Origin of the sequence: Kocuria atrinae, from assembly GCF_039531425.1 — a bacterium.
In the GTDB taxonomy this organism is placed as follows: Bacteria; Actinomycetota; Actinomycetes; order Actinomycetales; family Micrococcaceae; genus Kocuria; species Kocuria atrinae.
On record NZ_BAAAQA010000029.1, the window covers coordinates 17,884 to 43,284 of the forward strand.

General features: G+C 67.7%; 21 protein-coding genes and 1 pseudogene. 19 read left to right on the plus strand and 3 right to left on the minus strand.

Going from position 1 to position 25,401, the window contains the following annotated elements; genetic code table 11:
• The first annotated feature begins 128 nt into the window (after positions 1-128).
• The 3 genes from mobF (ABD283_RS12365) to ABD283_RS12375 all read left to right on the plus strand — a co-directional run bounded on the left by mobF (ABD283_RS12365) (position 129) and on the right by ABD283_RS12375 (position 5,196).
• Positions 129-3,584: a MobF family relaxase gene (gene mobF, locus ABD283_RS12365; protein ID WP_344225304.1), complete on the plus strand. Its 3,456-nt coding sequence runs from the start codon at positions 129-131 to the stop codon at positions 3,582-3,584.
• A gap of 39 nt (positions 3,585-3,623) precedes the next feature.
• Complete coding sequence (locus ABD283_RS12370) at positions 3,624-4,484, plus strand: RCC1 domain-containing protein (RefSeq protein WP_259874953.1); 861 nt, start codon at positions 3,624-3,626, stop codon at positions 4,482-4,484.
• Positions 4,485-4,578: 94 nt separating this feature from the next.
• On the plus strand, positions 4,579-5,196 hold the full coding sequence (locus ABD283_RS12375) for a M23 family metallopeptidase (RefSeq protein WP_119932700.1): 618 nt from the start codon (positions 4,579-4,581) through the stop codon (positions 5,194-5,196).
• 17 nt (positions 5,197-5,213) lie between these two features.
• Here ABD283_RS12375 and mobF (ABD283_RS12380) read toward each other — a convergent pair.
• The 3 genes and pseudogenes from mobF (ABD283_RS12380) to ABD283_RS12390 form a co-directional block, all read right to left on the minus strand.
• Positions 5,214-6,887: pseudogene (gene mobF, locus ABD283_RS12380) on the minus strand (MobF family relaxase); the annotation flags it as partial.
• Between the two features lie 578 nt (positions 6,888-7,465).
• Positions 7,466-8,596: a winged helix DNA-binding domain-containing protein gene (locus tag ABD283_RS12385; protein WP_344225305.1), complete on the minus strand. Its 1,131-nt coding sequence runs from the start codon at positions 8,594-8,596 to the stop codon at positions 7,466-7,468.
• A gap of 41 nt (positions 8,597-8,637) precedes the next feature.
• The gene (locus ABD283_RS12390) at positions 8,638-9,657 is read right to left on the minus strand and encodes a helix-turn-helix transcriptional regulator (RefSeq protein WP_344225306.1); all 1,020 of its coding nucleotides are present in this window, start codon (positions 9,655-9,657) and stop codon (positions 8,638-8,640) included.
• 119 nt (positions 9,658-9,776) lie between these two features.
• Between ABD283_RS12390 and ABD283_RS12395 the strand changes: the two genes are divergently transcribed.
• The 16 genes from ABD283_RS12395 to ABD283_RS12470 all read left to right on the plus strand — a co-directional run bounded on the left by ABD283_RS12395 (position 9,777) and on the right by ABD283_RS12470 (position 25,378).
• Positions 9,777-10,760, plus strand: coding sequence for an ATP-binding cassette domain-containing protein (locus ABD283_RS12395; protein WP_344225307.1), 984 nt, complete (start codon positions 9,777-9,779; stop codon positions 10,758-10,760).
• 1 nt (position 10,761) lies between these two features.
• Positions 10,762-11,553, plus strand: a complete 792-nt coding sequence (locus ABD283_RS12400; RefSeq protein ID WP_344225308.1) for an ABC transporter permease — start codon at positions 10,762-10,764, stop codon at positions 11,551-11,553.
• A 30-nt stretch (positions 11,554-11,583) separates the two neighbouring features.
• Positions 11,584-12,420, plus strand: coding sequence for an SDR family oxidoreductase (locus tag ABD283_RS12405; protein WP_344225309.1), 837 nt, complete (start codon positions 11,584-11,586; stop codon positions 12,418-12,420).
• A 389-nt stretch (positions 12,421-12,809) separates the two neighbouring features.
• Positions 12,810-13,724 (plus strand): helix-turn-helix domain-containing protein, encoded by a 915-nt coding sequence (locus ABD283_RS12410; RefSeq protein WP_344225310.1) that lies wholly within the window; start codon positions 12,810-12,812, stop codon positions 13,722-13,724.
• A 250-nt stretch (positions 13,725-13,974) separates the two neighbouring features.
• Entirely contained in the window at positions 13,975-15,084 is a 1,110-nt protein-coding gene (locus ABD283_RS12415) for an ArdC-like ssDNA-binding domain-containing protein (RefSeq protein WP_344225311.1), read from the plus strand.
• Positions 15,084-16,049: a bifunctional DNA primase/polymerase gene (locus ABD283_RS12420; RefSeq protein ID WP_344225312.1), complete on the plus strand. Its 966-nt coding sequence runs from the start codon at positions 15,084-15,086 to the stop codon at positions 16,047-16,049. The genes ABD283_RS12415 and ABD283_RS12420 overlap by 1 nt, the downstream gene beginning before the upstream one ends.
• On the plus strand, positions 16,049-16,834 hold the full coding sequence (locus tag ABD283_RS12425; RefSeq protein ID WP_344225313.1) for a DUF2637 domain-containing protein: 786 nt from the start codon (positions 16,049-16,051) through the stop codon (positions 16,832-16,834). Before ABD283_RS12420 ends, ABD283_RS12425 begins: the two co-directional genes overlap by 1 nt.
• On the plus strand, positions 16,831-17,280 hold the full coding sequence (locus ABD283_RS12430; RefSeq protein WP_344225314.1) for a hypothetical protein: 450 nt from the start codon (positions 16,831-16,833) through the stop codon (positions 17,278-17,280). The genes ABD283_RS12425 and ABD283_RS12430 overlap by 4 nt, the downstream gene beginning before the upstream one ends.
• A gap of 95 nt (positions 17,281-17,375) precedes the next feature.
• Entirely contained in the window at positions 17,376-18,302 is a 927-nt protein-coding gene (locus ABD283_RS12435; protein WP_344225315.1) for a hypothetical protein, read from the plus strand.
• Positions 18,299-19,315 carry a ParB N-terminal domain-containing protein gene (locus ABD283_RS12440; RefSeq protein WP_344225316.1) on the plus strand — a complete coding sequence of 339 codons (1,017 nt, stop codon included), beginning with the start codon at positions 18,299-18,301 and terminating at the stop codon, positions 19,313-19,315. Before ABD283_RS12435 ends, ABD283_RS12440 begins: the two co-directional genes overlap by 4 nt.
• 50 nt (positions 19,316-19,365) lie before the next feature.
• The gene (locus ABD283_RS12445) at positions 19,366-20,055 is read left to right on the plus strand and encodes a hypothetical protein (RefSeq protein ID WP_344225317.1); all 690 of its coding nucleotides are present in this window, start codon (positions 19,366-19,368) and stop codon (positions 20,053-20,055) included.
• Positions 20,056-20,069: 14 nt separating this feature from the next.
• On the plus strand, positions 20,070-21,734 hold the full coding sequence (locus ABD283_RS12450) for a M23 family metallopeptidase (RefSeq protein ID WP_344225318.1): 1,665 nt from the start codon (positions 20,070-20,072) through the stop codon (positions 21,732-21,734).
• Positions 21,735-21,740: 6 nt separating this feature from the next.
• Positions 21,741-22,007, plus strand: coding sequence for a DUF6112 family protein (locus tag ABD283_RS12455; protein ID WP_344225319.1), 267 nt, complete (start codon positions 21,741-21,743; stop codon positions 22,005-22,007).
• A 108-nt stretch (positions 22,008-22,115) separates the two neighbouring features.
• Complete coding sequence (locus ABD283_RS12460) at positions 22,116-22,457, plus strand: DUF6112 family protein (protein WP_344225320.1); 342 nt, start codon at positions 22,116-22,118, stop codon at positions 22,455-22,457.
• Positions 22,458-22,501: 44 nt separating this feature from the next.
• Positions 22,502-23,926 carry a conjugal transfer protein TrbL gene (locus ABD283_RS12465; protein ID WP_344225321.1) on the plus strand — a complete coding sequence of 475 codons (1,425 nt, stop codon included), beginning with the start codon at positions 22,502-22,504 and terminating at the stop codon, positions 23,924-23,926.
• A 6-nt stretch (positions 23,927-23,932) separates the two neighbouring features.
• Positions 23,933-25,378, plus strand: a complete 1,446-nt coding sequence (locus ABD283_RS12470; protein WP_344225322.1) for an SCO6880 family protein — start codon at positions 23,933-23,935, stop codon at positions 25,376-25,378.
• Positions 25,379-25,401: the final 23 nt, after the last annotated feature.

The following is a 25,401-nucleotide window of genomic DNA, read 5'->3' on the forward strand; positions in this document are numbered from 1 at the left end:
TGCCATCGCTAGAGCCAGACCCCCTACTTCTCTGGATCCAGCCCCGCTACTTCTCTGGATGCACGCATTTTACGGCGGGGCCGTGGTGCACACCTCCCTCATGAGACCACTCATGAGGGAGGGCCAAGATGAAGGGCGGCGTGATCCTGTTCCGCGGCAGCGGTGCTGCCGCCCGCCGCTATGTCGAGGCCGACCGGTCCCGCGCCGACGAGTACTACCTCGGCGCAGAAGACGCCGTAGCGGAGTACGCCGTGATCGACTCCACCGGCGAGCTCACCTTTGCCCGGTCGCTGTCGGCGGACGAGTACGAGGGGTGGGTGGACTGGATCAACCCGGACACCGGGGAGTCGATGGGCACGCCGCGGAAGCCCGGCGACGTGCGGAAGGGGTCGCCGTTGTTCGCGGAGATGACGATCAATGCCCCCAAGTCCCTGTCGGTCGCCGCCGCCCTCCACCCGGCGGTATCGGAGGCGTTGGATATGGCGCAGCGTGACGCGGCGACAGAGATTCAACGGTTCCTTGGCCAGCACTCGGTCACCCTGGCGGGGCCGCGCGGCGCGCAGGAAGTCCTCCCGGTCGAGCACATGCAGACCGTCGCGATCACGCACAAGACCTCGCGGGCGGGTGATCCGCACCGGCATATCCACTTCCAGATCTGCACCCGGGTGTGGGCGGCCGGGAAGTGGCGGGCACTGACCACCGCGGCCCTGTTCAAGCAGCAAGGAGCGATCCGCGCCCTCGGCACCGCGGTCATCGCCGCGCACCCCGAACTCGCGCAGACGCTCGCGGAGCACGGTCTGACCCTCGACCCGGTATCCGGTGAGGTGACCGAGCTGGAACCGTTCAACGCGGTCATGTCGAAGCGGTCGGCGCAGATCAGACGCAACCTGGACCGCATGGTCGCCGAGTGGCAGGCGGAGCATCCCGGCGAGACTCCTGGCCCGGCACTCACAGCACGGTTGCAGGATGCCGCGTGGGCATATCAGCGTCCCGGTAAGAAGCCTGCCGACCTCAAAGATGAGCAGTGGTGGGTGAACGAACTCACCGAGGCCGGATACGACCCGGCCCGCTTGCATCGGCGGGAGACGCCCGCGCCGGTATCGCTGGATGACCTGTCGGTGCAGGAGGTCGCCAGTCGCGCGCTGGACCGGAGCGCCGCAGGAGCGTCAACGTGGACGCGGCACACCGTGGCCGAGCACGTCACGAGGGTCATCACCGAGGCGGGCGCGCGGGCGACGCCCGCTGAGTTGCGGGAGTTCATCGGTCTGGCGACCGGGCTTGCTGTCTCGGATTGCTTCTCTGTTCTGCCGCCGGGCGCACTCACGCCGGAGCATGTCGCGCATCTGACCAGCCTCAGCGTCGTCGCCGCCGAGACCGCGCTACGCGACCAGATCACCACCGCTGTGCCGGATCGGGAGCCGGAACACCCGGACGTGACCCGCGTGGCGCACGCCACCGGACTCGATGCCGGACAGACCGTTGCGGCAGCGGCGGTGGCTTCTACCGATCCGCTGGTGATCGTGGAGGGTGCGGCGGGCAGCGGGAAGACGACCATGCTGCGCACCGCGATCACCGTCGCCGCCGGACACGGCAGGGCGTCGCGGGTGGTTGCACCGACGTTGCGGGCGGCGCAGGTCGCGCACGACGAACTCGGCGTACCCGCGACATCGATTGCGGCGCTGGTGCACGCGCACGGGTGGCGGTGGAACCGTGACGGCGTGTGGACACGCCTGAACCCCGGCGACACCGATCCCGCAACCGGAGGCACCTATACCGGGCCACCCGAAGACGCGCGACTGGATCGCGGCACACGGGTGATTGTGGACGAGGCCGGGATGCTCGACCAAGACACTGCCCACGCCCTCCTCACCATCACCCAAGAAGAAGGCGCCACCGTCGCGCTCATCGGTGACCGCGCCCAACTCCCCGCGGTCGGCCGGGGCGGTGTGCTCGACATGGCCGAACAGATCAGGGGCCGCACCTACGACATGACCGAACTCCATCGGTTCACCGACCCCGACTACGCAGCCCTCACCCTCGCCATGCGCGACCGGGAGAACCCCGGTGACGTGTTCGACCGACTCGCCACCCTGGGCCTCGTCATCCTGCACGCCGTCGAGGACGCGGCCCGCGAGCATATCACCGCCCACGCCCGTGACGGGGAGGCAATCACCGTCGCCACCAACGAAGAAGCCGCTGCGGTGAACGAGCGCATCCGCGCCGGGAGGGTCGAGCGTGGCGAGGTAGACGACACCACGACGGCGACCGGCAGCGACGGCTTGAGCATCGGTGCCGGTGACCTCATCCAGACCCGCCGCAACGACAGCACCCTGGGTGTGGCGAACCGGCAACAGTGGACCGTGCAGCACGTCACCGACGAGGGCACGGTGTATGCCCACGAGGTCGGCAGCGACCGCAAGCACCTGCGCACCGTCGCGCTTCCACCCGAGTACGTGGCCGAGCACGCGCACCTGTCCTACGCCGCGACCGCGTACGGCGTCCAAGGCGCAACCGTTGACGGCTCCCACACGCTGCTCAGTAACGCGACGAGCGCGGCGGGCGTGTACGTCGGCATGACCCGAGGCCGCGACACCAACCGGCTCCACATCGTCGCCGAGAACATGGACGACGCCAAGATTCGGTTCATTGAGGCGATGGAACGCGACCGGGCAGACCGGGGCCTCGACCACGCCACCACCCAAGCCGTCGAAGCAGTGCGCGGTCTCGTCAGTGACGGCCCGGCCAAGCTTGTCACCGCTGAACTCGTCCGCCTTGACCAGGAAACCGAGCGCGCCCGGAGACAGGCGGAGCGGTGGGAGCAGATCGCCGCACGCCTCGACGCCCAACGCACCGCTCATCGAGCGGGGGACGATAAGAGCACTGCCGTGCTCCGCAAGGCCGAAGACGAGGCCGCACGAGTGCGCGCCGAGGTCGCTGGACCGCTCACCGCTCAAGCCGCACACGACGGTGCGACCTATCTCAGTGCTGTCGAGGGTGAAGCCACCGCACGCGCCCGACTCGCCACCGTGGGCAGGTTTGGCCGACGCAAAGCCCGCGCCGAGCACCGCACCGCAACCGAACACACTCAGACGTTGCGCGGACAGGTCACCACCGAATGGGGCACCACGCCGAGCGGCTCTGACCGTCTCCCGGAATGGGCAGCCCGAGTCGCCGCTAAGCGCGCCGAGACCGATCCGCGCGTGACCGACGCCGCCCAAACCCTCGAGGCCGCCACCGCCGACCGGAAAGCGACACTCGGGCGGCACGAGCAGGAGCGGCTGGCGTTGCTGGTCAGCGAGTACGGGGCGGAGCGAGCACGTCGTGACCATCTCGGCATGCGGATAGCGACCCCCCACCGCGACGCCCGCGACGCCCGAGCGCGAGCCGCCACGACCCGTGCTGAAGCCGACGAACTGCGCGGTCTCCCCATCACCGACGCCGCCCGACGCATCGAAGCCAAGCGTGCCGATCAGGAGCACGCTCGACAACGAGCAGCGGAACGGGCGCGGCAGGTCCATGACCCGTTTGCGCTTGATCCTTACCGCCACGACCCCCGTCGCGAGGGGCCGGCACGCGGGCTGTAGCCGTGTTCGTGCACCTATCCTGATTATGTGGAGACAGCAGTGCGGGGATGCGGACCGGTACTGGCGGCAGGCCGACGGCACTCAGTTGCGCTGCGACAGGATGGCACCGTGGTCGCCGTTGGTGATGGCAGAGCTGGTGAATGCGATGTCGACCGCTGGGAAGACGTGATCGCGGTAGCAGCGGGCAACGTCCATACCGCCACGAACACGGGCAAATCGCACACCATCGGTCTTCGCTCAGACGGCACAGTGCTGGCGACTGGATGGAACGACGACCAGCAGTGCGAAGTCGGAGGATGGCGAGACATCGCAGCGGTAGCGGCGGGTTGGCGACGCACCCTCGGTGTCGCCTCGGATGGCACGGTGCTGGCTACCGGACGCATCAGCGAGGGCGCGTGCGATGTGCGATCCTGGCGAGACATCGTGGCAGTCTCGTGCGGCGACTGGCATTCGGTCGGCCTATGTGAGGACGGTTCAGCCGTAGCGGTCGGTAACAACCGACGAGGGCAATGCGCTGTTGGGCACTGGCGGAACCTCACGGCGATTGCGGCAGGTTACCTCCACACGGTCGGGTTGAGACACGACGGGCGAGTACTCACTACTGCGGCACCGGCCACAGGAGCGGGCAACGTCAGCCGGTGGGAGGAGGTCGTCGCGGTGGCCGCCGGGAGTCGCCACACAGTGGGCGTGACCGCTTCCGGCCGGGTTCTGGCCGTTGGGGATAACAGCCACGGGCAGTGCGATGTCGAGGGCTGGGACAACATCATCGCAGTCGCAGCAGGCTCCGCCCATACCCTCGGCCTGTGCGCTGATGGTGCCCTCGTCAGCGCAGGAAACAGCGCCGACGGCAGGCGAGACGTCACGTCGTGGATAGGCCTGCACTGCCCTGAAAGAGACTAGAAACCACAGGAACACGACGACCAAGACCGGACCCCTGCGCCTATGCCGCTACACCGGTGGTGGGACAATAGTGTGCACGAGCGGGAGGAATGTCATGGCAGCTTCCATCGATCTGGAATACCCGTTCACTGGCCGCTGGATCGTCCAGAACAGCCCCGCCAACCGAGTACCCAGCCATGGCACGGCGCTGCTGGCCACGTCCTACGCCATCGACTTCGTTCCCGCCGATGGCGCCGGGCGCTCCGCACCCATCACGTTCAGTTCGTTCATACGACCCGAACCGGCAGAGAAGTTCTCGGGCTTTGGCCGCATGCTCCTGACGCCTGTCGAAGGGATCGTCGTCTCCGCGCACGACACCGAACCCGACCACCCTGCATATCGCGGACTACCGTCTATCGGCTATGCCCTCACCCAGCAACGCCGAGCCCGAGCAGGGTGGATCGCACTTGCCGGTAACCACGTACTCATCGAGTCCGATGGTGTCGTGGTCGCCCTCTGCCATCTCCAGCAAGGCAGCCTGAAAGTCCGGACGGGACAGCGCGTGCAGATAGGCACCGGGCTCGCGCGCTGCGGGAACTCCGGCAACAGCACCGAGCCGCACGTCCACATCCAAGCGATCACCACCCCCGATATCGAGCGCGCCGCAGCCGTGCCCCTCACGTTCAGGGGCACCCTCCCGCGCAACGGAGCGGTCATCGACATCAGCGATTAGTGGTGTCAAACACAACATGTGGTATTCCCGGCCCCGGCCGGGCCGACCAGCACATCAAGGACACGGCCGGAGACAGCGATCTTCATCAGCGCGTCGGCCTGATCCTCGCCGAGCATCCGACCCTCCGCATCAGGACGGCCGGTGATCTTCTCAACCGTCGCCAGCGGCACGGTCGGCCCGGTCGTGGCGCGGGAGCGGTCGAGCAGTCGGTCTTCGGCGGCCAGGAGCAGCTCGGAGGAGAACACGGTGGAGTGCTTGGGCCGGAACACGCTGGTGCCGTCCACCCGCCGGAACGCGGCCGGCGAAGTGGCGAGGTCGGGCGGCGTCAACCGGAGCGAGGCTTGTTCGGCGGCGTCGGCGACCATCTCGACGACCGCTTCGCGGTCGTGCGTGGTGGCAAAGCGCCAACCCATCGTCTGCCGGGACGCCTCGGCCATGAGGTTCCACCGCCGCCACGTGGACCGCTTCTCACCCACCACCTCGACCACGCTCTGCCCGAGATCGGCGATCGCATCCAGCGGCACGTCATCGGCGCGCAGCAGCAGCGGCTTGTCGTTCTCGGTCACCTCACGTGCCCATGTAGTGGCGTCGTGGCCGAGCACCCCGGTGGCGCGGGTGCGCCACTCGGCGGTCAGGTCGGCCAGCGACCGCACTTCCTTCTCCGGGCGTGTGGTCAGGGTGGCTTGGGCGCGGAGTTTGATGATCGTGGCGGTGGAGGGTTGGCGGCCGTGCTTGGCGACGTACTCCGCGATGAGTTTGTTCTTCTCGGCGTCGATGTGGCGGGCGCGAGTGGAGAACTCCTGGACCAGCTCCTCCGGCATGGTGCTGATCGCCCATGCCGGGTTGCGGTCTCGGCCCATGTCGCGGGCCTGCCACTCGACGCCGAAGGTTCGGGTCATGTGGTCGGCGAACACCGCCTCATGCAACTCCGACAGGGCGACTACGGCGGCGTGCATCGGCCGCCCATCCAGGGATCGCCATTTGCCGTCGAACGCGGTCTGGACCTTGTTGCTGATGACGACGTGGGTGTGCAGGTGGGGGTCGCCGGCGCGGGAGTCGAAGTGATCGAACGCCGTCGCCACCAGCCCGGTGACATCGACCTGCGCAACGGCCCCGTCCCCGGCGGTTGCGCCCGTGCGGGTGGCTGCAACCTCGCGCTCCATGAACGCAACCACCTCCGCAACCGCCGCATGATGCGCCTCCCCGATCAGGGCTTGGGTGCCGGCGTCGGCGACCGCCCACAACGCGGAGGCGGACTTCGGGATCGAGAAGGTGAAGTCGAACCCGGCCACCGCCCGCCGTCTGCCGCGTTCGCTCTCCTCGGCCTCGATCCGCGCGACCGCCTCACCCTTGGCACCCGGACTCAGGTCCGGGTCGAGGTCGGCGATCCGGGCCTCGATCCGCTCCGGCACCGACTTGTAAGCGGGGAACGCGTGCCCCAGCGGGTCGCCGGTGATCGGGTCACGGCCCATGCCCATCAAGAGCTGGAGCTGGGCCTCCGACACCCGATCCCCCACCGCGAGCTGCCCCCTGTCGAGTGAGGCGACGCCGGAGCCGAGCCATTGGCCCGGTGGTGTGCCCGCCTCCGCGTAATACCTCGTGAGCGGTGTTGACAGTTCGCGATCGCCGTCCGCGGCCGCGACCGTGCGCAGCAGGTACTTGTAGCCATCGCCCGCCGACATCACGCGCATCGAGACCGTCACCACGCCACCGCCTTTCGACGGTCAGGTGAGCGGGCGACGACCGCGCGAACGCGCCGTCAACTTTGGTTGACATACCTCGACCTGCAAGACGCGTGGTAGCTCAGAAGCGAGGAGGAATGAGATGGGTAGGAACGACTCCGGAAGGGTGACCAGCGGGCGCGAAGGTCGGTGCCGATGGACTCGAATGCGCTGGGGATGGACGGGTCGACGCTGGTTGCTGAGCGTCGAGCACCTGACAGGTGAACAGCCTGACGAAGAACCCGGAACGAGGTTCGAGAGCAGGGTCACCGACCTGCCGGAGCTCCCATGCCCCACACTCCTCGCTCCGCCAATGCTGCAGGTGCAGGAGACGACGGGGCTGCTGCGCGAGACCTCCATCACCGTGACCGCCGCAGGCCGACGGGGTCGGGTGGCGGTGCCGATCGCGGGTGATGGAGGCTCTCACCGAGCACACCGGGATGACGCCGAGCCGCTACCGCGACATGCGGCCCCTCATCACCGACCTGCCTTGACCTAGCACCACTGCTCTGGCCTGAGGGAGCCTTGCTTCATCCATTACCGCAAATCTATGATTCTGGTTCTTCGATCCTGACGGCTACGTCAGTTCCGGGTGAGAACCATCGAGCGAGCTCGCTAGCTTCGTTCTCCACGGATTCAAGAACGGCACTCGACAGGTGTTCGCAAAAACGCGCTTCCAGCAGCGACGACTGGTCATGGGTTTGGTGCGTCCACATGCCAACGGTCTTGCCGTTGACCAGAATGGCTTGGAGGGTGGTTCCGTCGAACCGCCGCTGCATCTCGCTATAAGCGGGGGTGATAAATCGGCTGCGATCCTTGTAGGCCAGTAAAAGATTGTCATAGTCGTAGAGGAATCGGACGGGGAGAGTCTCTTCAGCATGAGGAGTAGGTCGCTCAATCTCGCTGAGGTCGTAGAGCACTTGCCCCCCTTCCGTTCGTGCCTGGATGAGACGTTTGTTGAGGTTGTCGAAGTGCGGTTTGCACTTGGTGAGGCCCGACCAGGCCTGGAAGTCCATGATCGTTGCCGGGCCGAATGCGGCAAGGTACCTCAAAATGATCTGCTCGATGGAGTGCTGCGGTTCAACCCGCTGGCCGACCCACGTGTCGAGCGTCGTGTAGGCGATCGCCCCGCTCTGCCCCCATTGTCCGCGTGGAGGGATCTGCACCAGTGGAAGCATGAACCGTGGGATCATCGCCAGCGAGCTTGGTTTGGTGTCGGGCCATTTGCGGTTGAGTGCTGCGCCGAGTTCTTTCAGTGTTTGGGGCCGTTCCCCGAGGAGTGCCTGCGCGTCGTTGGTGACGTCATCGAGGTTCACGTCTTTGAGGTCGCGGCCAAAGCTGGATTTCAGCGTGCGTTGGTGAACGGCCTGCGTATGGAAGCGGAGCGAAGCAGCGTCTGCGGGAGTCATGAGGTGGATCGTTGCTCGCATTGCGGACATTCTTACCAGGCTGCGATCCCCGAGGTGCCGGCTCACTACTTCGGGAACCACGTCCTCAGTTCGTCTGAAGAATCCGGCGTACCACGACCACGGGTTCTGCGCTTGAAGCCCTATGAGATGCTGGGTCAGTTCTCGGGGCGATAGGGGAGCGGGCGTGAGGAGGTGCTGCCTGTGCAGCGTCAGATAGGAAAGCTCCTCCGTACTAACAGGTTGAAGCCGCACGGGTTGACGATCAGTCATCTACGGTGATGCTCCTTTTGGTTTTCGAAGTCTCTAGAGGGTCAGATCCCTGAACGCTCGCGGCCTCGCTTGCCTTGCCTCCAGGGGGCGCTTTCCTCTTGGGTGCCATATGGCACGGAGGCGCGGCGGAGCCGATCTGCCCATTGGCGTAGATGTTGGACGGCCTCTTGTGGCCCGTGCACGAGGAAGGGAGCATCAATGGCGCACAAGCAGAACGCAGCCCAGTCCAGTGATTCGGCGGCAATGTAGAGGTCGCAGAAATCGTCGTCTCGCGGTTCAACCACGCCGTAGTGGGCGATCTCCTCGCGGACGCGTTCAGTGGGCGCGTGCACTGTCGCGTGCACTCGATACTTTGTCGGCATCGAGCCGAGCTGAGAGCGGACGTAGTCGACCGGATCGTCGACCGGCAAATTTCGCGGGGCGAAGCGCTTACCCGTCCGTCGTGGGTCGGTGATGCGGTCGACGCGGAACGTGCGCCAATCCCCGCGGCCGAGATCCCAGGCGACGAGATAAAGCCGGTTCTCGACGGCGACGATCTTATGGGGCTGAACCGTTCGGAGACTTCGTGAGGAGCGATTGCTTTCATACGTGAAAGTGACGGTATCCGAGTCTCGGCAGGCCAGCGCGACTGTGGTGAGCGCACTGACATCGGTAATAGTCGCACCTTCAGTGCCGGGCTCTGCGGCAACGGTCGCCAGGCTGGAGATCCTGCCTCTGATGCGTGCGGGGAGGACTTGGATGATCTTAGCCATCGCGCTGATTGCGGCGTCCGCCGGTACTGCGTGATTGCCCGTCGCCACGTACTTGAGACCCATGACGGTCGCAGCGGCTTCGTCCTCGTTGAGCACCAACGGCGGCAGAGCTGCCCCAGCGCCGAGTTGGTAGCCGCCGCCGGTGCCTCGGGTGGTGATGACCGGATAGCCGAGCTCCTGGAGCCCGTCGACGTCTCGACGCAGCGTGCGCTGACTCACGCCGAGCCGCGCGGACAGCTCTTCGCCGCTCCAGTGGCGGCGGGTCTGTAAGAGGCCGAGGAGCTCCAAGATGCGGGTGCTTGTCGTCACGCATCCAGTCTACCGATCTTGTGGACACATAGTGGCCACAAGGTGTTCCAGGATGGATTCAGTGCCGGAACACGATCCCGTGTCCCGCAGAACCAGCCCCTCGGAGAACAGGAGTACCGGTGACTGTAGCGATAGAAGCAGAACGCTTGGTGAAGCGTTTCGGTGAGCAGACCGTGCTCGACGATCTCAGTTTCACCGTAGACGAGGGCACCGTGCTCGGAGTACTCGGCCCCAACGGGTCAGGTAAGACCACTGCGGTGAAAGCGGTGACGGGGCTCTACCGCCTCGATAGCGGGCAGGCGAGGATCTTTGGCCGGTCGGTGATTCAAAACGCCGACGAGGTGAAGCAGTTCACTGGATTCTCCGGCCAGTACGCGGCCGTTGACGAAGATCTCTCCACGGCCGAGAACCTCGTGCTCGTCGGGCGTCTCTACGGGCATTCGAAATCAGATGCACGGCGTCGAGCTGACCAGCTCATCGACGCATTCGATATGGGCACCTATGCGCGTAAGCGCGTCGGTCAGCACTCGGGAGGCATGCGCCGGCGGGTCGACCTCGCGTGTGCCCTCGTCGGTGATCCCAGGGTGTTGGTATTGGACGAACCGACGACTGGCTTGGATCCGACAAGCAGGCAGGGCCTATGGCAGATGATCCAGGAGCTTGTCGCTGGTGGCATGACGCTGCTGCTGACCACGCAGTACCTCGAAGAGGCCGACGTCCTCGCCGATCAGGTGCTCGTCATCGCCGAAGGGAGACAGGTCGCTTTCGGCACACCCGACGAGCTGAAAGGCCGTCTCGGTGGTGATCGCGTCCAGGTGGAACTCGCCTCACCCGAGCAGGACGAGCGCACGGCGGTGCGCTCGGTACAGACGCTGCTGAACGACAGCAACGCCAACATCACTGCCAGTGACGGGCATCTGATCTTCCGAACGCACGATGCCGCACGGAAGCTCGTGCCGTGCGTCAACGCACTGACTGAAGCCGGTGTAGCGATCGACGGGATCTCGGTACAACAGCCGACTCTCGATGACGTGTTCTTCGCCCTCACACGGGATTCCAACAGTGCCGCCGACGATGTTCGGGTCACAGAGAGGAGTGAGTGAGATGACCACGGTAAACACGCTTGGAGCGTTGACCCATCGCAACATCCTCAAGAGCCTGCGCAATCCCGACATTGTGGTCTTCGCGACTGCCGCTCCCGTGGCGTTCGCCCTGCTGTTCGCGTTCGTCTTCGGCAGCGCGATGGAGATGAGCGGAAGCGCCTACCGGGAGTACCTGCTCGTCGGAATCCTTGCGCAGACCATGCTGATGACATCGACGAACACCGGCATCGGACTTGCGATGGACAACAAGCAGGGCATGATGGACCGCTTCCGCTCCCTCCCCGTCAGGCCTGTCGCCGTCGTCACCGCTCGTGCCAACAGCGACCTGGTGATGAACCTCATCGTCATCGTCCTGTTGACGCTCGTTGGCCTCGCGATGGGATGGCGCATCCGGTCCGGGCCGCTTGAGGCCGCTGCCGGATTCGGGCTGCTGCTGCTCTTCGCCTACGCACTCTCCTGGGTCTCCGCATGGATCGGCCTGAAGGCGCGCTCCCCGGAAGTGCTCTCGAACGTGTCGATGCTTATCCTGCTGCCGCTGGCGTTCATCTCCACGGCCTTCGTGCCCACCGAGGGCATGCCGACACCGATGCGAATCGCGGCTGAATGGAACCCCGTCTCTGCCGTCGTCACCGGCGTGCGCGAACTCTTCGGAAACGTGCCCGACGCGGCCCCCATCAGCGACGTCCTACCGCTGCAATACCCCGTGATCGCAGGCGTCATCTGGAGCCTGCTGCTGATACTGATCTTCGTGCCGCTGGCCACCCGCTCGTATGTGAATTCGCACAACCGCTAACCATCTCACCGAACCCATTTGGAGGATCTCATGATCATTCTCATCACCGGCGCCACCGGAACGGTCGGACGTCATATCGTCCGCCACTTGCTTGACCTGGGCGCGACCGTCCGTTGCCTCACCCGCAACCCGGCCAACGCCTCGTTTCCCGACGGCGTCGAAGTCGTGCAGGGCGACCTGCGAGACCCCGCGACTCTTGACGCAGCGTTTGAGGGCGTGACTGCCGCGCACCTCATCACCTTCGCGGGCGATGACTTCGCCCCAATCACCGAGGGCGAGGTAATCGTCGCTCGTCTCCAGGAGGCGGGTGCCACCAGAGTCACCCTGCTCACCGGCGACACCGAAGCATCGCCGATCGAGCAGGCCGTCGCTGCCAGCTCGCTCGAGTGGGCTGCGCTCGCTCCGGTCGAGTTCATGGCCAACATGCTCGAATGGGTCGAGGGGTTCCGCGCCGGACGCATCGAGGAAGGCTTCGTCGACGTACCCAGCACCGTCGTCCACGAGTCCGACATCGCCCGCGTCGCCGCCCACGTCCTCGTGAACGGCGGCTACCACGAGGAGACTCTGTGGATCACCGGCCCGGAGGCACTCACTGTCCGTGAACGCATCGTGACTGTCGAGAGTGTCACCGGCCAGAGCGTTGAGCTCGTTCCGCTTAGCACCGAGGACGTGCAGGAACAGTGGCGGTCGTACGGCTTTTCGGACGACGACATCGCCTTCATGACGCAGATGAAGACAGATCCGCCCAAAGCCGCGAAGACACCGCAAGACACCGTACGCCGTGTGACCGGGCATCAGGCCCTTACATTCCGAACGTGGGTCGAAGAGCACGCAGGGAGCTTTGGGGCAGAACACGCTGATGTCTGAGCGATGAGCTTGGTCGGTGCGCCGCTCGCGCTTGAGCGCGCACCGACCACGGAGCACCACTAGGCACCGGCGCAAGGCAAGGACGCGAGTTCGTGTACACGATCACCGACTGCGGGCGTGAAGACACCGCACTGCCCACGGCGACATCGCGGCGAGTGTCTGCTGAGGCTCGACGCGAAGAACTGGAAGGCGAAGGCGCTCGACTCTCAACGGCGCAGAGTGCTGCGCCCGAGTTCGTCCGGCACGTGAACAACGGAGTCGCCGTGTGTGCGAAGCGTGGCGATCTGTCACCGGACACCGTCCGGCGACTCGAAGCCGAACTGAACCGAACACACGAGGCGATCGCGTGCCGCTTCGGCCGGCCTTAGCGACCTCATCGCGTCACAGAGATGCCCATGCCGTCGAGGTCGAACGATCATCAGCCGATCCTCGCGCGAACGCGGACCGTTCATTCGCCGGTCGGTCCGGTGGCCTACGACTGTGTGAAGGTGATCGTCGTCAGGTCGGGCTCGGCGATTCTGTTCAGCGAGTTCGGGCAGAAGCCCGTCAACGTCGGCGACGCGGTGATTCTCGGTGCGAATGTGCTGTGCGGCTCGAAGCCCGAGGGGCATATCACCGTCACAACGATCTACCTGGACACCGACTACGTGATCGATCAGGTTTTCTGGCAGCACGCCGGGCTGTTGCAGGATCGGCTCGAAGCCCAGGGGCTCGCCGAGACGGTCTACTCCGAGCCGGCGCAGATTCTCCGCCTTGGTGAGGAGCGTTCGGGGATGCTGATGCCGTGGCTGGATGAGCTGGTCGAGCGCAGCATCGAGGGTGGCTTCGCCCGGAACTTCTACCGGATGCAGGCCGTGTGGTTCAGTATCGCCCACGTGATCGCCCCGTTCGTGAAGGTCTCGCCGGTGCGGACACGGTCGTCGCAGCGTGCGCATATCCGGCCCACGCTGCCACGGCATCGCCAGTTCGCGCCGTTGCGTGCCGAAGCTCGCCGGGCCGCCGAGCTGCTGCATCAGGCGCCCGCGGAGCAGTGGACCCTCGACGCCCTGGCCGCGAGGGTGCATCTGTCACCCTCGCAACTCAGCCGGGTGTTCACCGATGCCTACGGCAAGACACCCTTGGCGTATCTGACCATGCTTCGCGCCGAGCACCTTGCCAGGTCTCTGCGGGAGACCGATCTGCCGATCGAGACCGCGATGCGGGAGGTCGGTTGGCGCAGCCGTGGACACGCCGCCCAGCAGTTCCGCAAGTACGTCGGACTCACCCCCACCCGGTACCGGCAACTAACCCTTCGCGCGAGCTGAACGCCGCTCCCGATCTGATCATCACGATCGGGATATCGGGAGCATCCCGGCACCGAGCACCACCGGGTTGGAGATTCCCGGTAGGCCGGTATGTCCTACGTCAGGCGCACCACGAGCTCTCCTGACGGCCAACCTACCGATCTCGTAATTCGCTGGCCGTCTCGACGGACCCGCTGGTTCTCCTGGCGCACCTCGTTCGTGCACCGCCCCCTCTGCTGGGCGCGGTCTATGCCGGGAGGAGGCCAGAGCAATGGCGACGAGGCAGGAAGCACGCGAAGCGAAGCTCGACGAGTTGCACGAGCGCCTGACCGGCGCCGTGCAACAGCTCGTGTCAGGGCCGGATTGGGCGCGGGCACTGGCGTTCGCGGCGCGGTTCCGGTCGAGGAGCTTCAACAACACGCTGCTGATCTGGGTGGCCCACGCGGAAGCGTTCGAGCAAGGGCGGGTGCCGGAGCCGTTTCCGTCGTACGTGGCCGGCTACAAGCAGTGGCAACAGCTCGGCCGGCAGGTGGAGAAGGGCCAGCCCGGCTATCAGATTCTCGCTCCCGTGACCGGCCGGTTCGCCTCGGCCAACCCCGCGGACGCGCGCTCCTGGCGCCGTCTCGGGAAGGGCGAGAAGCCACGTGCCGGCGAGGTGGTGCGCTCCAAGATGGTCGGCGTCCGACCGGCTTATGTGTGGGACGCGAGCCAGACCACCGGCGACCCGATCCCCGAACCACCGGCACCGCGGCTGCTGGAAGGCGAAGCGCCCGCCGGGCTGTGGGACGGCCTCGCGGCACAGGTCGAGGAGCGCGGGTTCTCGGTGCTGCGGGTGCCGCACGAGGGGATGATCCGCGGCGCGAACGGGATGACCGACTACACCGCGAACACGGTGGCGGTGCGGGAGAACATGGACTCCGCCGCGCAGGTCAAGACCCTCGCCCACGAACTCGGCCACGTCCTCCTGCACGGTCCCGACGCCGAGGAGGCACGTCAGCATCGCGGCATCGGCGAGGTCGAAGCCGAGTCCGTCGCGCTGATGGTCGGCGCGGCCCACGGGATGGACACATCCGGGTACACGATCCCGTACGTCTCCACCTGGGCGGCCCGCGTCGACGGCAAAGAGCCGGTCGAGGTGGTCAAGGCCACCGGGGAGCGGGTCCGCAAGACCACCCTGACGATCCTGGACCAGCTCGAAACCGCGCAGGTCGGTGACGGCACCCCGCCAGGTCTGGACCGCGACGCCGCCCAGCGCGAGGCACCCGCACAAGCGCAAGCGTCGCCGACAGCGGAGCCGGCATCGCCGCGGCGGACGACTCCATCGCTGGAACCGACCGCCAGACCCGTACCGGTGCCGGCGGCCGAGGGGCGGGGGCTGTGATGGCCGAGCACTGCGCCGTCTCCTCGGTATTGCTTCGGATGAACGCGGCGTGGCCACTCTCGGCCGCCGCACGAGAGTTCGCGTCCGCGGGGGTTCCGGTCTTCCCCTGCTCCCCGTGGGGGAAGCGGCCGGCCACCGGACACGGGTTCCACGACGCCACCACGGACCTGGAGCAGGTCGAGGCGTGGTGGCGGCAGTCCCCGGGCGCGAACATCGGCGTCCCGACCGGCCCCGCCTCGGGCGCGGTCGTGGTGGATGTCGATGTGCACTGCCCGGTCGACGGCCGGACCAGCTTCGACCGCGCCCACCGCGCCGGGCTGGTGGAGCGGTGGGAGCTGCTGGTCCGCACTCCCACCGGCGGCATGCATGCCTATTATCCGGCGAGACTCGGGACGGAGCAGCGGTCGTGGCAGGCGGCCCGTGCGGGGATCGACTTCCGTGGTGACGGCGGCTACATCATCGTCCCGCCCTCGACCCGCTCCGTCCAAGGAGCTACGACCTGGTACCGGGTCGAGGCGGTGAACACCGGCCCCGCCAGCACCCTGGATGCGCAGCGGCTGCGGGACTTCCTCGACCCCCGCCCGACCCCCAGCCGCGCCACGTCTCCCGGTCTGGATCGCGATGTCGATGTGTCCCGGCTGGCGGCGTGGGTTGCGGCCCGTGGCGAAGGTGAGCGGAACCGCGGCCTGTTCTGGGCGGCGTGCCGGCTCGCGGAGAACGGGCTCCCGGCCTCGGATGCGCTGGACGTGCTGACCGCGGCCGCCGGGCACGCCGGGCTCGCCGAGCGCGAGGTCGCCACCACGGTCCGCTCCGCCTACCGCACCGTCCACCCCACCCCCGCCCGACGCGGCGCACGCGATGGGTCATCGCCGGTGCAGGGTGCCTCGCCGCTGGCCGCAGACGGCTGGTTCAACCGCGACCCCACCCGCCGGTCAACCGGGCCATCGAGGGCGAGGGGGCTGTGATGACCACGGGGACGGGTCGCCGGTGGGCGGTGGTGACGGCGGTGTCGGGGACGGTGTTTATCGCCGCCGGCGCGTTCTGGCTGTCCTTCACCGCGTTGGCGGACCTGGCCGCGAGGTCCGGTGTGGGTGCGGGGCAGGCGTGGGCGTGGCCGCTGATCGTGGACGGCATCATCGTCGTCGCCACCGTCGCCGTCGTCGCCCTCGCCGGGCAGAGGACGGCGTGGTATCCGTGGGTGCTGCTGATCGGCGGCGCCGCGGTGTCGGTGACCGCCAACGCGATCCACGCCGTGGTCGCCGCCGACGCCGACGTACCTGGTGTGTTGGCCGCATCGGTGGCAGCGGTGCCGCCAGTGGTGCTGCTGGCGATCACCCACCTGACCGTCATCCTCACCCGACCACTCCCGACGGCCACCGACCCCCACACCGCCACGGGCATGGTCGCCCGTGACCGGGTCGCGCCAGTGGAGCATCCGAGGCAGCCGGCCGTGCCCGTCGAAGCGCCGGAAGCGAGTCTGCTCCCGGCTCCGTCAGCGCCGGTGGAGAGCGCCGCAGATGGGGTCAGCGCGCCAGTTGCCCCGCCGCCGGTGGTCGAAAGTACCCGGCACACGCGGGCCGGCGCCACAAGCTCGGATCGGCGTGAGCGTGCCGCGAGGCTGCGTGAGCAGGGGTGGTCGAACAAGCGCATCGCCCGCGACCTCGGCGTGCACCCGTCCACGGTCGGGCGCTGGTTCACGCCCGCGCACCTTCCCGACAAGCAGACCGTCGAGGAGGCGAAGACACCATGAGCACCACAGACCCAACCCGCGATCAGCACGAGCGCCGGCAGAACGCACCCGAGCCGACCAAGGACCACTCGGTCCCGGAGGACCCGGAGAGGGCGAGGACGCCGGAGGCGATGCAGGCCGCCAAGGTCGCCCACCGCAACCGTCCCGACAAGGCCACGATCGCGGATGGTGCGCGGCAGGCGCGGGGTGTGGAGTGGGTGCGACCCACCGATCTGCTCGCCCGCCAGTCCGCGACAGTCGCGGGGCGGGGTATCGACTTCGAGGTCGAACTCGCGCGCCGCACCCGCAACCTCACCAGCCACGTCACGCGGGCAAGCGGCCGCGGTCTCGGCAAGGCCGGCAAAGCGATCAGCGAGCGGGCGCGGCGACTGCCCGATGCCTCGGAGTTCGGCCGTGGCAGCCGGCACCAGTCGTGGGTGAGCCGTTCGGGGATCGGGCTGGGGTGATCTGACATGCACACCCCCGCCAGATCGTCGCCGTCGCCGTCGCTGCCGGTGGTGTGGGGACGCGCGTGCACCTACCTGCCAGGAGGTGCCAGACCATGACCACAACAACACCCACCCGCTCGCACATCGCTGACGGCGAGGGCGGGGAGGACTTCACCACCAGCGACGGGCTACGCGCCCTGCTGCACCGGTTTCACAAAGCCGAGCCGGGGGCATGGAGCCATGATCCGGTGGCCGCGGAGCTGATGGCCTACACCGCGACCAAGTGCGAACCCCTCGCCCGCAAGCATGGCCTGGACCCGTGGGAGGCCGCATCGGCCGCGTTCAAGGTGATGATCACCCGCGCCGCCCGAGAAGCACGTGACCCGTGGGCGGTCATCACGCACGCGGTGCGGATCACCTGCATCTTCGAAGAACGCGCACAAGGGCTGCTCTGCTCGGTCCACCAAGCCCGCCGCCCGCACGTCTCGGCGTTCCACGACCCGGAGCGGTTCTCCGACCGGGAAAACCCGCTGACCGAATATCACCCGGCCTTCCACATCACCGACCCCCACAGCCACGATGACGCCGACGCGGAGACGGACGCCGCCGGGGCGGGCTCCGATGGTGGCGGGCGCGGGTCGGACCAGGCGTGCGTGTCCGCCGGGTCCGCGGCCAAGGACGCCATCGCGCTGTTCACGCTGCTGGGCTGGGACCCTGCCACCGCTCGGGCTGGGGTAGAGCATGTCTGCGGGGCGCTGACCAAGACCGGCACCCGCCAGGCCGCCTACGAGGCACTGCGGCGGGACAAGCACGCCCGCGCCCTGCTGGACATCCCACGTTCCTCGTGGACCGCGCTGCTGCGGGCACTGCTGGGCAAGCCGCACCCGGCCTATGCCGCCACGACCGCAGGGCGGGGTGTGCTGCTGCGGCTGCTGATCGGCGAGACCCTGTCGGTGCTGCTGCGGGACGACGACCTCATCCTGACCATCTCCCTCGCCGCACCCAGCCACCACGACGACGCCGGTGGTGATCGGTCGTGACCGCACCGGCGGGATACATCGAGCTGGAGCGCACCGTCGACTCGATCCGAGTCGGGCGCCGGCACCGAACCGCGTTCGGCAACATCGACGAACTCGCCGGCTCGATCGAGCGGGACGGGCTGTTGCAGCCCATCACGATCACCCCCGACGGAGTGCTGGTGTGCGGGGCGCGCCGGTTGGCGGCGATCAAGAAGCTCGGCTGGCGCAAGGTCAACGTCTGGGTCCGCTCGGGCATCTCCGACCGCCTCGGACACCTGCTGGCCGAGCAGGACGACAACGTGCTCCACAAGCCGCTGACCCAGACCGAGGCCGCCGCTCTGTATCGCGAGCTGAAGACACTGATGGCCGAGGAGGCCGCGCGGCGCGCGCAGGCGACCCAGTTCAGCTCGGAGAATCAGCCCGGTACTGACGGGCGTGCAAAATTTGCACCCCCGTCGCTCGGACCTGCTGGTAGGACACGCGAGCAGGCGGCAGAGATGATCCCCGGTGGCGCCTCGCACACGACGCTGGAGAAGATCGGCTACCTCCAGAAGATCGCCGAAGACCCCGCCCAGCCCGCCGCGCTCCGGGCGCAGGTAAGCGCTGAGTTGGAGGGCATCGATGCCGGGGCCCCCGTGCATCCGATCTTTGAGGCGATCCGCGCCGCCGCCCAGAGCGCGCAGGCGGAACGTGAGACCGACCTGCATCGGCTCGCCGCCGACGCCCTCGCCCGCGCCAAGCAGACGAAAACTGGTAAGCGCCCGCCTCGGCCCCGACCGGTCACCGACAACGAGGGTGAGCCCGCCCAGTACCCGGTGCGGGCGTTCGTGCTCACCTGGGGTGAGCTGGAGCAGTGGTGGACCCATTACGACGCCGAGCACCTTGCCGCCGAGCTGAGCGATGAGCAGATCGAGTCCTTCCTGACCACCGTTGAGGGAACCAGCCGCTTCGCCGACGAACTGCGCGCCCTGCGCCACCGCGACACCGCTGACGATGAGCCGGTGCCGGCCCGCGCCCATCTACGCGCCCTCTGACGGCCACCCTCCCTCTATTTCGCTGGGTGGCGGGGGTGCACCTGGCGGGTATGAAGACTCCCGACCTCTCCGAACCCCGGACCCGCCGCCGGCTCATCGCCGCCCTCACCGCGGCGATCATCGTCCTCGTACTGGCCGGTGTGGGCGTCTACGGCCTCCTGGTCGGTCCGCCCAGTCAGGGCAGGGACGGTGATGGTGGCCGCCCTGAGCCGAGTGTCACCGCACCGTCCGATCCGGTGCCCACGGCCACGCCGCGGCTGCCGGTCGTGCGGGCCTCGGATGATCCGGAGACCTTCGCCCGCAACGTCGCCACCGTGCTGTTCGAGTGGGACACCGCCTCGGGTTTCACGCCCTTGGACTACACCAGCGTGGTCCTCGACGTCGGCGACCCCACCGGCGCGGAGCAGGCCGGGCTCACCTCCGACATCGCCGCCTACCTCCCGAGCCGGGACGCCTGGCTGGAGCTGCGCCAGTACGCCACCGCCCAGCACCTCACCATCGACAACACGTTCGTCCCCGACGCCTGGGACACGGCGGTGGAGCAGGCCCAGCCCGGCCAACTTGCGGACGGCACGGTCGCGGTCACGATCAACGGCACCCGCCACCGCGAGGGCCTGTGGAACGACGAGCAGGTGACCTCCGAACACTCGGTGGAGTTCACGGTGTTCGTGGTCTGCGGCCCGACCTACGACACCTGTCACCTGCTGCGGCTGTCCCAGCTCGACAACCCCCTCCGATAGGTCGGTGACATGTCGTGTTGAAGAAGCTCGCCACCGCTGCCCTCGCTCTGGTCCTCCTCGCCCCCTCGCTGGTGTTGATCGGAATCGGGGTGGTGATGAACCCGGCTCTGAGCGCCACCGGCTCCTGCACCATCCCTGGCGGCTCGAACGTCACCGTGGGCGACGTCCCCGACGAACTGGAGGTCACCACCGCGAATGGTGAGACGTTCACGCTGAACCGGACCCAGCTCACCCACGCGGCCACGATCATCGAGACCGGCAACAGCATCGACGGGATCACCCGTGACGGGCTGGTGATCGCGCTCATGACGGCGCTGACCGAGTCCACGCTGCGGATGCTGTCCAACACCAGCGCCTACCCCGAGTCCGCGGACTACCCCAACGACGGCGACGGCTCCGACCACGACTCCCTGGGCCTGTTTCAGATGCGCCCCCAGTCCGGGTGGGGCACGGTCGCGGAGCTGATGGACCCCGCCTATCAAGTTGAGGCGTTCTTCGGCGGAACGACCGGACCCAACCACCCCTCACCCCGGGGGCTGCTGGACATTCCCGGATGGGAGGAGATGGACAAGGGCGAGGCCGCCCAAGCCGTCGAAGTCTCCGCCTACCCGGACCGGTACCGCAACTACGAGCCCGTCGCCGAAATCATCCTGTCCAACCTCACCACAACGACTGCTGGCGCGGGCGCGTCCGCTGGCGATGCTGTTGTCCCGGCTGCGCAGCCGGTGGCGGCTGGCACGTCGCGGGTGGTGTTCCCGATGCCCGAGGGCACCTGGGTGCTCACCAGCGAGTACGGCCCACGGGTGCATCCGATCACCGGCGAGGACTCCTTCCACACCGGCACCGACTTCGCCGCACCCGACGGCACCCCGCTCCTGGCCGCTGCGGATGGGACCGTGACGGGGGCGGAGTTCTCCGGCGGCTACGGCGGTCTGATCGTCATCGAGCATCAGATCGGCGGCGCCACGGTGGCGACGGCGTATGCGCACATGTGGGAGCACGGCATCCACGTCCAAGCCGGAGATACCGTGACGGCGGGTCAGCACATCGGCGACACCGGGAGCTCCGGCAACTCGACCGGTCCGCATCTGCATTTCGAGGTCCGCCTCGGCGGCACGAACGGCGAGCACACCGACCCCGCCGCCTGGCTCAACACCCATAACGCCGCCGACCTGCCCGAACCAGAGACCGGCGCACCCAGCGGCGACTGCGATCCCAGCGGCGGTACGCCCGGCGGTGAACCGGACCCCCTCGACGGCGACCCCGACCGCATGGTTGACGACCCGACCTCGGATGGGCAGATCACCGCACGGATGCTGCACCTCTACGCCCAGACCACCGCCGCGTTCCCCGACACCTCCTGGGCCTGCTACTCACCCCGCCCCGGCACCGTCTCCGAACACCCGGTTGGGCGTGCCTGTGACGGAACGTTCGGCAACGCCATCGGCGAGCAGCCGACGGCCGAGCAGCGCGAACTGGGCTGGGAGGTCACGAACTGGATGAAGGACCACGCCGAAACCCTGGGCGTGGAGTATCTGATCTGGGACGGCCTGATCTGGTCCCTCGCCCGCGACGCCGAAGGGTGGCGGCCATACGACGGCGGCGGCATGCACGACCCCGACGATGTGACCGGCGGACACTTCGAGCACCTGCATGTCACCGTGCGGGCCGGGAGCTGATCGGACATGGACGTGTTCCCCGACTTCGACGGCCTGGAAGGCATCGGTGACCTACGCGAGGTCATCGGCGCGCTGCTGACCTTCGTGCTCATCATCGCCGTGCTCATGCTCATCGTCTGCGCCATCGTGTGGGCGCTGTCGACCGCCAACGGCCACCACGCCGCCGCCACCAAAGCAAGGATCGGCGCCTGGACCGCCCTGGGTGCCGCAGTCCTGGCCGGCGCCGGTGTGGCCTGGCTGAACTGGCTGATCGACCTCGGCCAGCAACTCTGAACCACGCCCCACCAGCGGACCCCTCATCGGCTCCGACTGTGTGGGGCGGGCAGTGCACCTGATCGACGAGAACCCTGTCTCGCCGACGCCCCGAAGGAGCACCCCGTCATGACCGTCCTGAGCCTGTTCACCGAAACCACCACCGCAGCCGCCACCACGTTGCCGGCCGTGCTGCCGATGGACATCAACATCGACCCCAACGACACCGGCCTGCCCGGCATCAGCCAGCTCCGCACCATCGTCGGCGCCGTCATGACGATCGGCCTCATCCTCTCCGTCCTCGCCCTGATCATCTCCGCGATCGTGTGGGGCTTCGGCGCCAACTCCTCCAACCCCCACCTGGCCGGCAGGGGGAAGATCGGCGTCCTCGTGAGCTGCGGCGCCGCCGTCATCTGCGGCGCCAGCGTCACGTTGATCAACTTCTTCTGGGACGTCGGCCAGCAGGTCTGACCCCACTCACCAACCTTCGACTCTGCGTTAGGGAGTGATCTGCGGTGGGTGTGTGCGATATCCCCCTCGTCTCGACCGTCTGCGACACCGCCGGCGAAGCCGCCGCCAGCCTGGTCTCCGCCCCGTTCGACTGGCTCGCCGGAGCGATGGGCGCCGCCGCCGGCTGGCTGTTCGAGGCCGTCTGGACGGTGTTCGACACCACCACCCTCGTCGACGTCACCAGCGACGAGTACGTGGCGGTCTACAACATCCTGTTCGGCATCGCCGTGTTCGTGATGCTGCTGTTCTTCTGCCTCCAACTCATCACCGGACTCATCCGCCGCGACCCCACCGCCCTTTCCAGAGCCGCGCTCGGGCTGGCGAAATCTGTGCTCGGCTCGTTCGTGGTCATCACCCTCACCGCGCTGCTGCTGGAGATCGTGGACCAGCTCTGCATCGGGGTCATCCAGGCCGCCGGGGAGACCACCGAGTCGATGGGCGACAAGATCACCCTCCTCGCTGCCGGGCTGGTGGGCATCAACATCGCCGCCCCCGGCGTCGGGGCGATCATCACGATCTTCCTCGCCGGTCTCGCGATCAGCGCAGCCGCGATCGTCTGGTTGTCCCTGCTGGTGCGCAAGGCCTTACTGCTGGTCGCGATTGTCCTCGCACCGCTCGCGTTCTCCGGCGCCTCGTGGGATGCGACGAAGGGGTGGATCAGCAAGTGGGCGATGTTCGTCATCGCCCTGATCGTCTCCAAGCTCGTCCTGGTCGTGATGTTCCTCGTCGCCATCACGCAGGTGTCGGCACCGATCGACGGCGACCTGTCCTCGGTGGCGGACCCGATCGCCGGGATCGTGCTGATGGCGATGGCCGCCTTCGCCCCCTACATGACCTACAAGTTCCTCAGCTTCGTCGGGTTCGACATGTACCACGCCATCGGCTCCGAGCAGGACGCGAAGAACGCCCTCAACCGGCCCGTCCCCACCCCCTCGAAGCCGCAAGGCGGTGCGGAGCCGAAGAAGGTCCTCGACGGCGGTGACGACAGCAAGTCCGGTGGAGGCGGCAACGGCGGTAGTGGGAAGAAGCCACCGGAGCCGAAGAACCCGAAGCCGCAGGCATCCAGCGGTGGTGGGTCGGCCGGGGCCGGTGGTGGGAAGGCAGCCGCGAGCGGCGGCGCCGGGGCAAGCGGTGGAGCCGGCGCGGGCGCAGGTGCTGCGGCTGCGGGTCCCGCCGCTGCGGCCGTGGTGGCGGCGAAGGTCGCCAAGGACGCCGCGACCGCCGGGCCCAAGGCCGGCACGGCGCGCGGCAACCAGGGCGAGGCCGCCGCCGACTCCGCCGGCCAGACCGGCAGCACCTCGCCGTCCGTGCAGGCGCCCCCGCCATCGACGCCGGCACCGAAGACACCCACCGGCGGACCGTCGCAGTCGGAGGCGCGTCCACCGAAGCAGCCCCCACCGCCGGCCCCCAAACCCACCGGGAAGGAGTGAACCCTCGTGCCTACCAAACAGAACGAGAGCGCTGTCGCCTCGGCGGAGCTGGTGCCGGTGAAGTTCTCCCGCCTCACCCGCCGCGGGGTGTTGTTGGGGCTGTCCCTGTCGCAGCTCATCACCCTCGCCACCGGCGTCCTGTCCATCGTCGGAGCCCTCTATGCCGGGGGCGGCGTCCTGCTCGCCTACACCGCTCCCATCTGGGTGATCGCCGCCGCGCTGACGTGGATACCCATCGCCGGCCGGCCCGCGGTCGAATGGCTGCCAGTCGCGTTCTGGTGGCTCTGGGGTTCGACCGGCGGGCAACTCCTGTATCGCCGGCGTGTCGTCACACCCCGCCCTGTGGGCACCCTCGCGCTGCCCGGTGACATGGCGCGACTGCGGGAGTACACCGACCCCGAAACGAACGCGGGGATGATCCATGACCCCCATGCCCAGACGCTCACCGTGGTCTGCGAGGTGAGCCATCCCGCGTTCGTGCTCCTCGACCCGGGTGAGCAGGAACGACGGGTCACCTCCTGGGGCCGCGTCCTGGCCACCGTGTGCCGCTCCGGCCGGATCGCCACCCTCCAAGTCTTGGAACGGACGCTGCCGGACTCCGGCACCGGACTCGCGGAGTGGTGGGCCGCTCACGGCACCGCCGATGACACCTGGGCTGCGACCACCTACGCCGAGCTGATCGACCGCGCCGGACCCGCCGGCGAACGCCACGCCACGACCCTGAGCCTGTCGCTAGACATGAAGAACGCCGCACGGCAGATCAGAACCGCCGGCGGCGGCATCCGCGGCGCCGCCGCCGTCCTGCGCCAAGAAATGTCCACCCTCGTCGCCGCGCTCCGGTCCGCTGACCTGACGCCCTCGGGATGGCTGAGTCCCGGCGAGATCGCTGTCATCCTCCGGTCGGCCTATGATCCGGCGATCGCCGCCACCCTGGAACGCCACGGCGAACTCGGCCAATCCCTCGCCACCGCCGGACCTGTCGCGGTCAACGAATCCTGGACCCGCCTACGCACCGACTCCGCCCACCACGCCGTGCTCTGGGTCTCCGAGTGGCCCCGCTCGCTGGTCTATCCCGGCTTCCTATCGCCAGTGCTGCTCTCCACCGGCATCCAACGGAGCTTTTCGCTGATCTGCACCCCGATGCGCTCCGATCAGGCCGCCAGGGATATTCGTAAGAAGAAGGTCGAGCACATCTCCGATCAGGCTCAGCGGGCGAAGATCGGGCAGATCGAAGACGCCTCCCAGACCGCCGAGTACCAGGACGTGCTCCAGCAGGAGGCCGACCTCACCGCAGGACACGGTGTCCTGCGCTACACGGGCCTCATCTCGGTATCCGCCCCCACGGTCGAGGAACTCGAGGCGGGGGTGGCAGCGATGGAACAGGCCGCCATTCAGGCCTCCTGCGAGGGTCTGTCCGTTAAACGGTGTGTGGGGTCCGGCGGTTCTCATTAGTGAGTGGTTCTTTCGAACCGTCC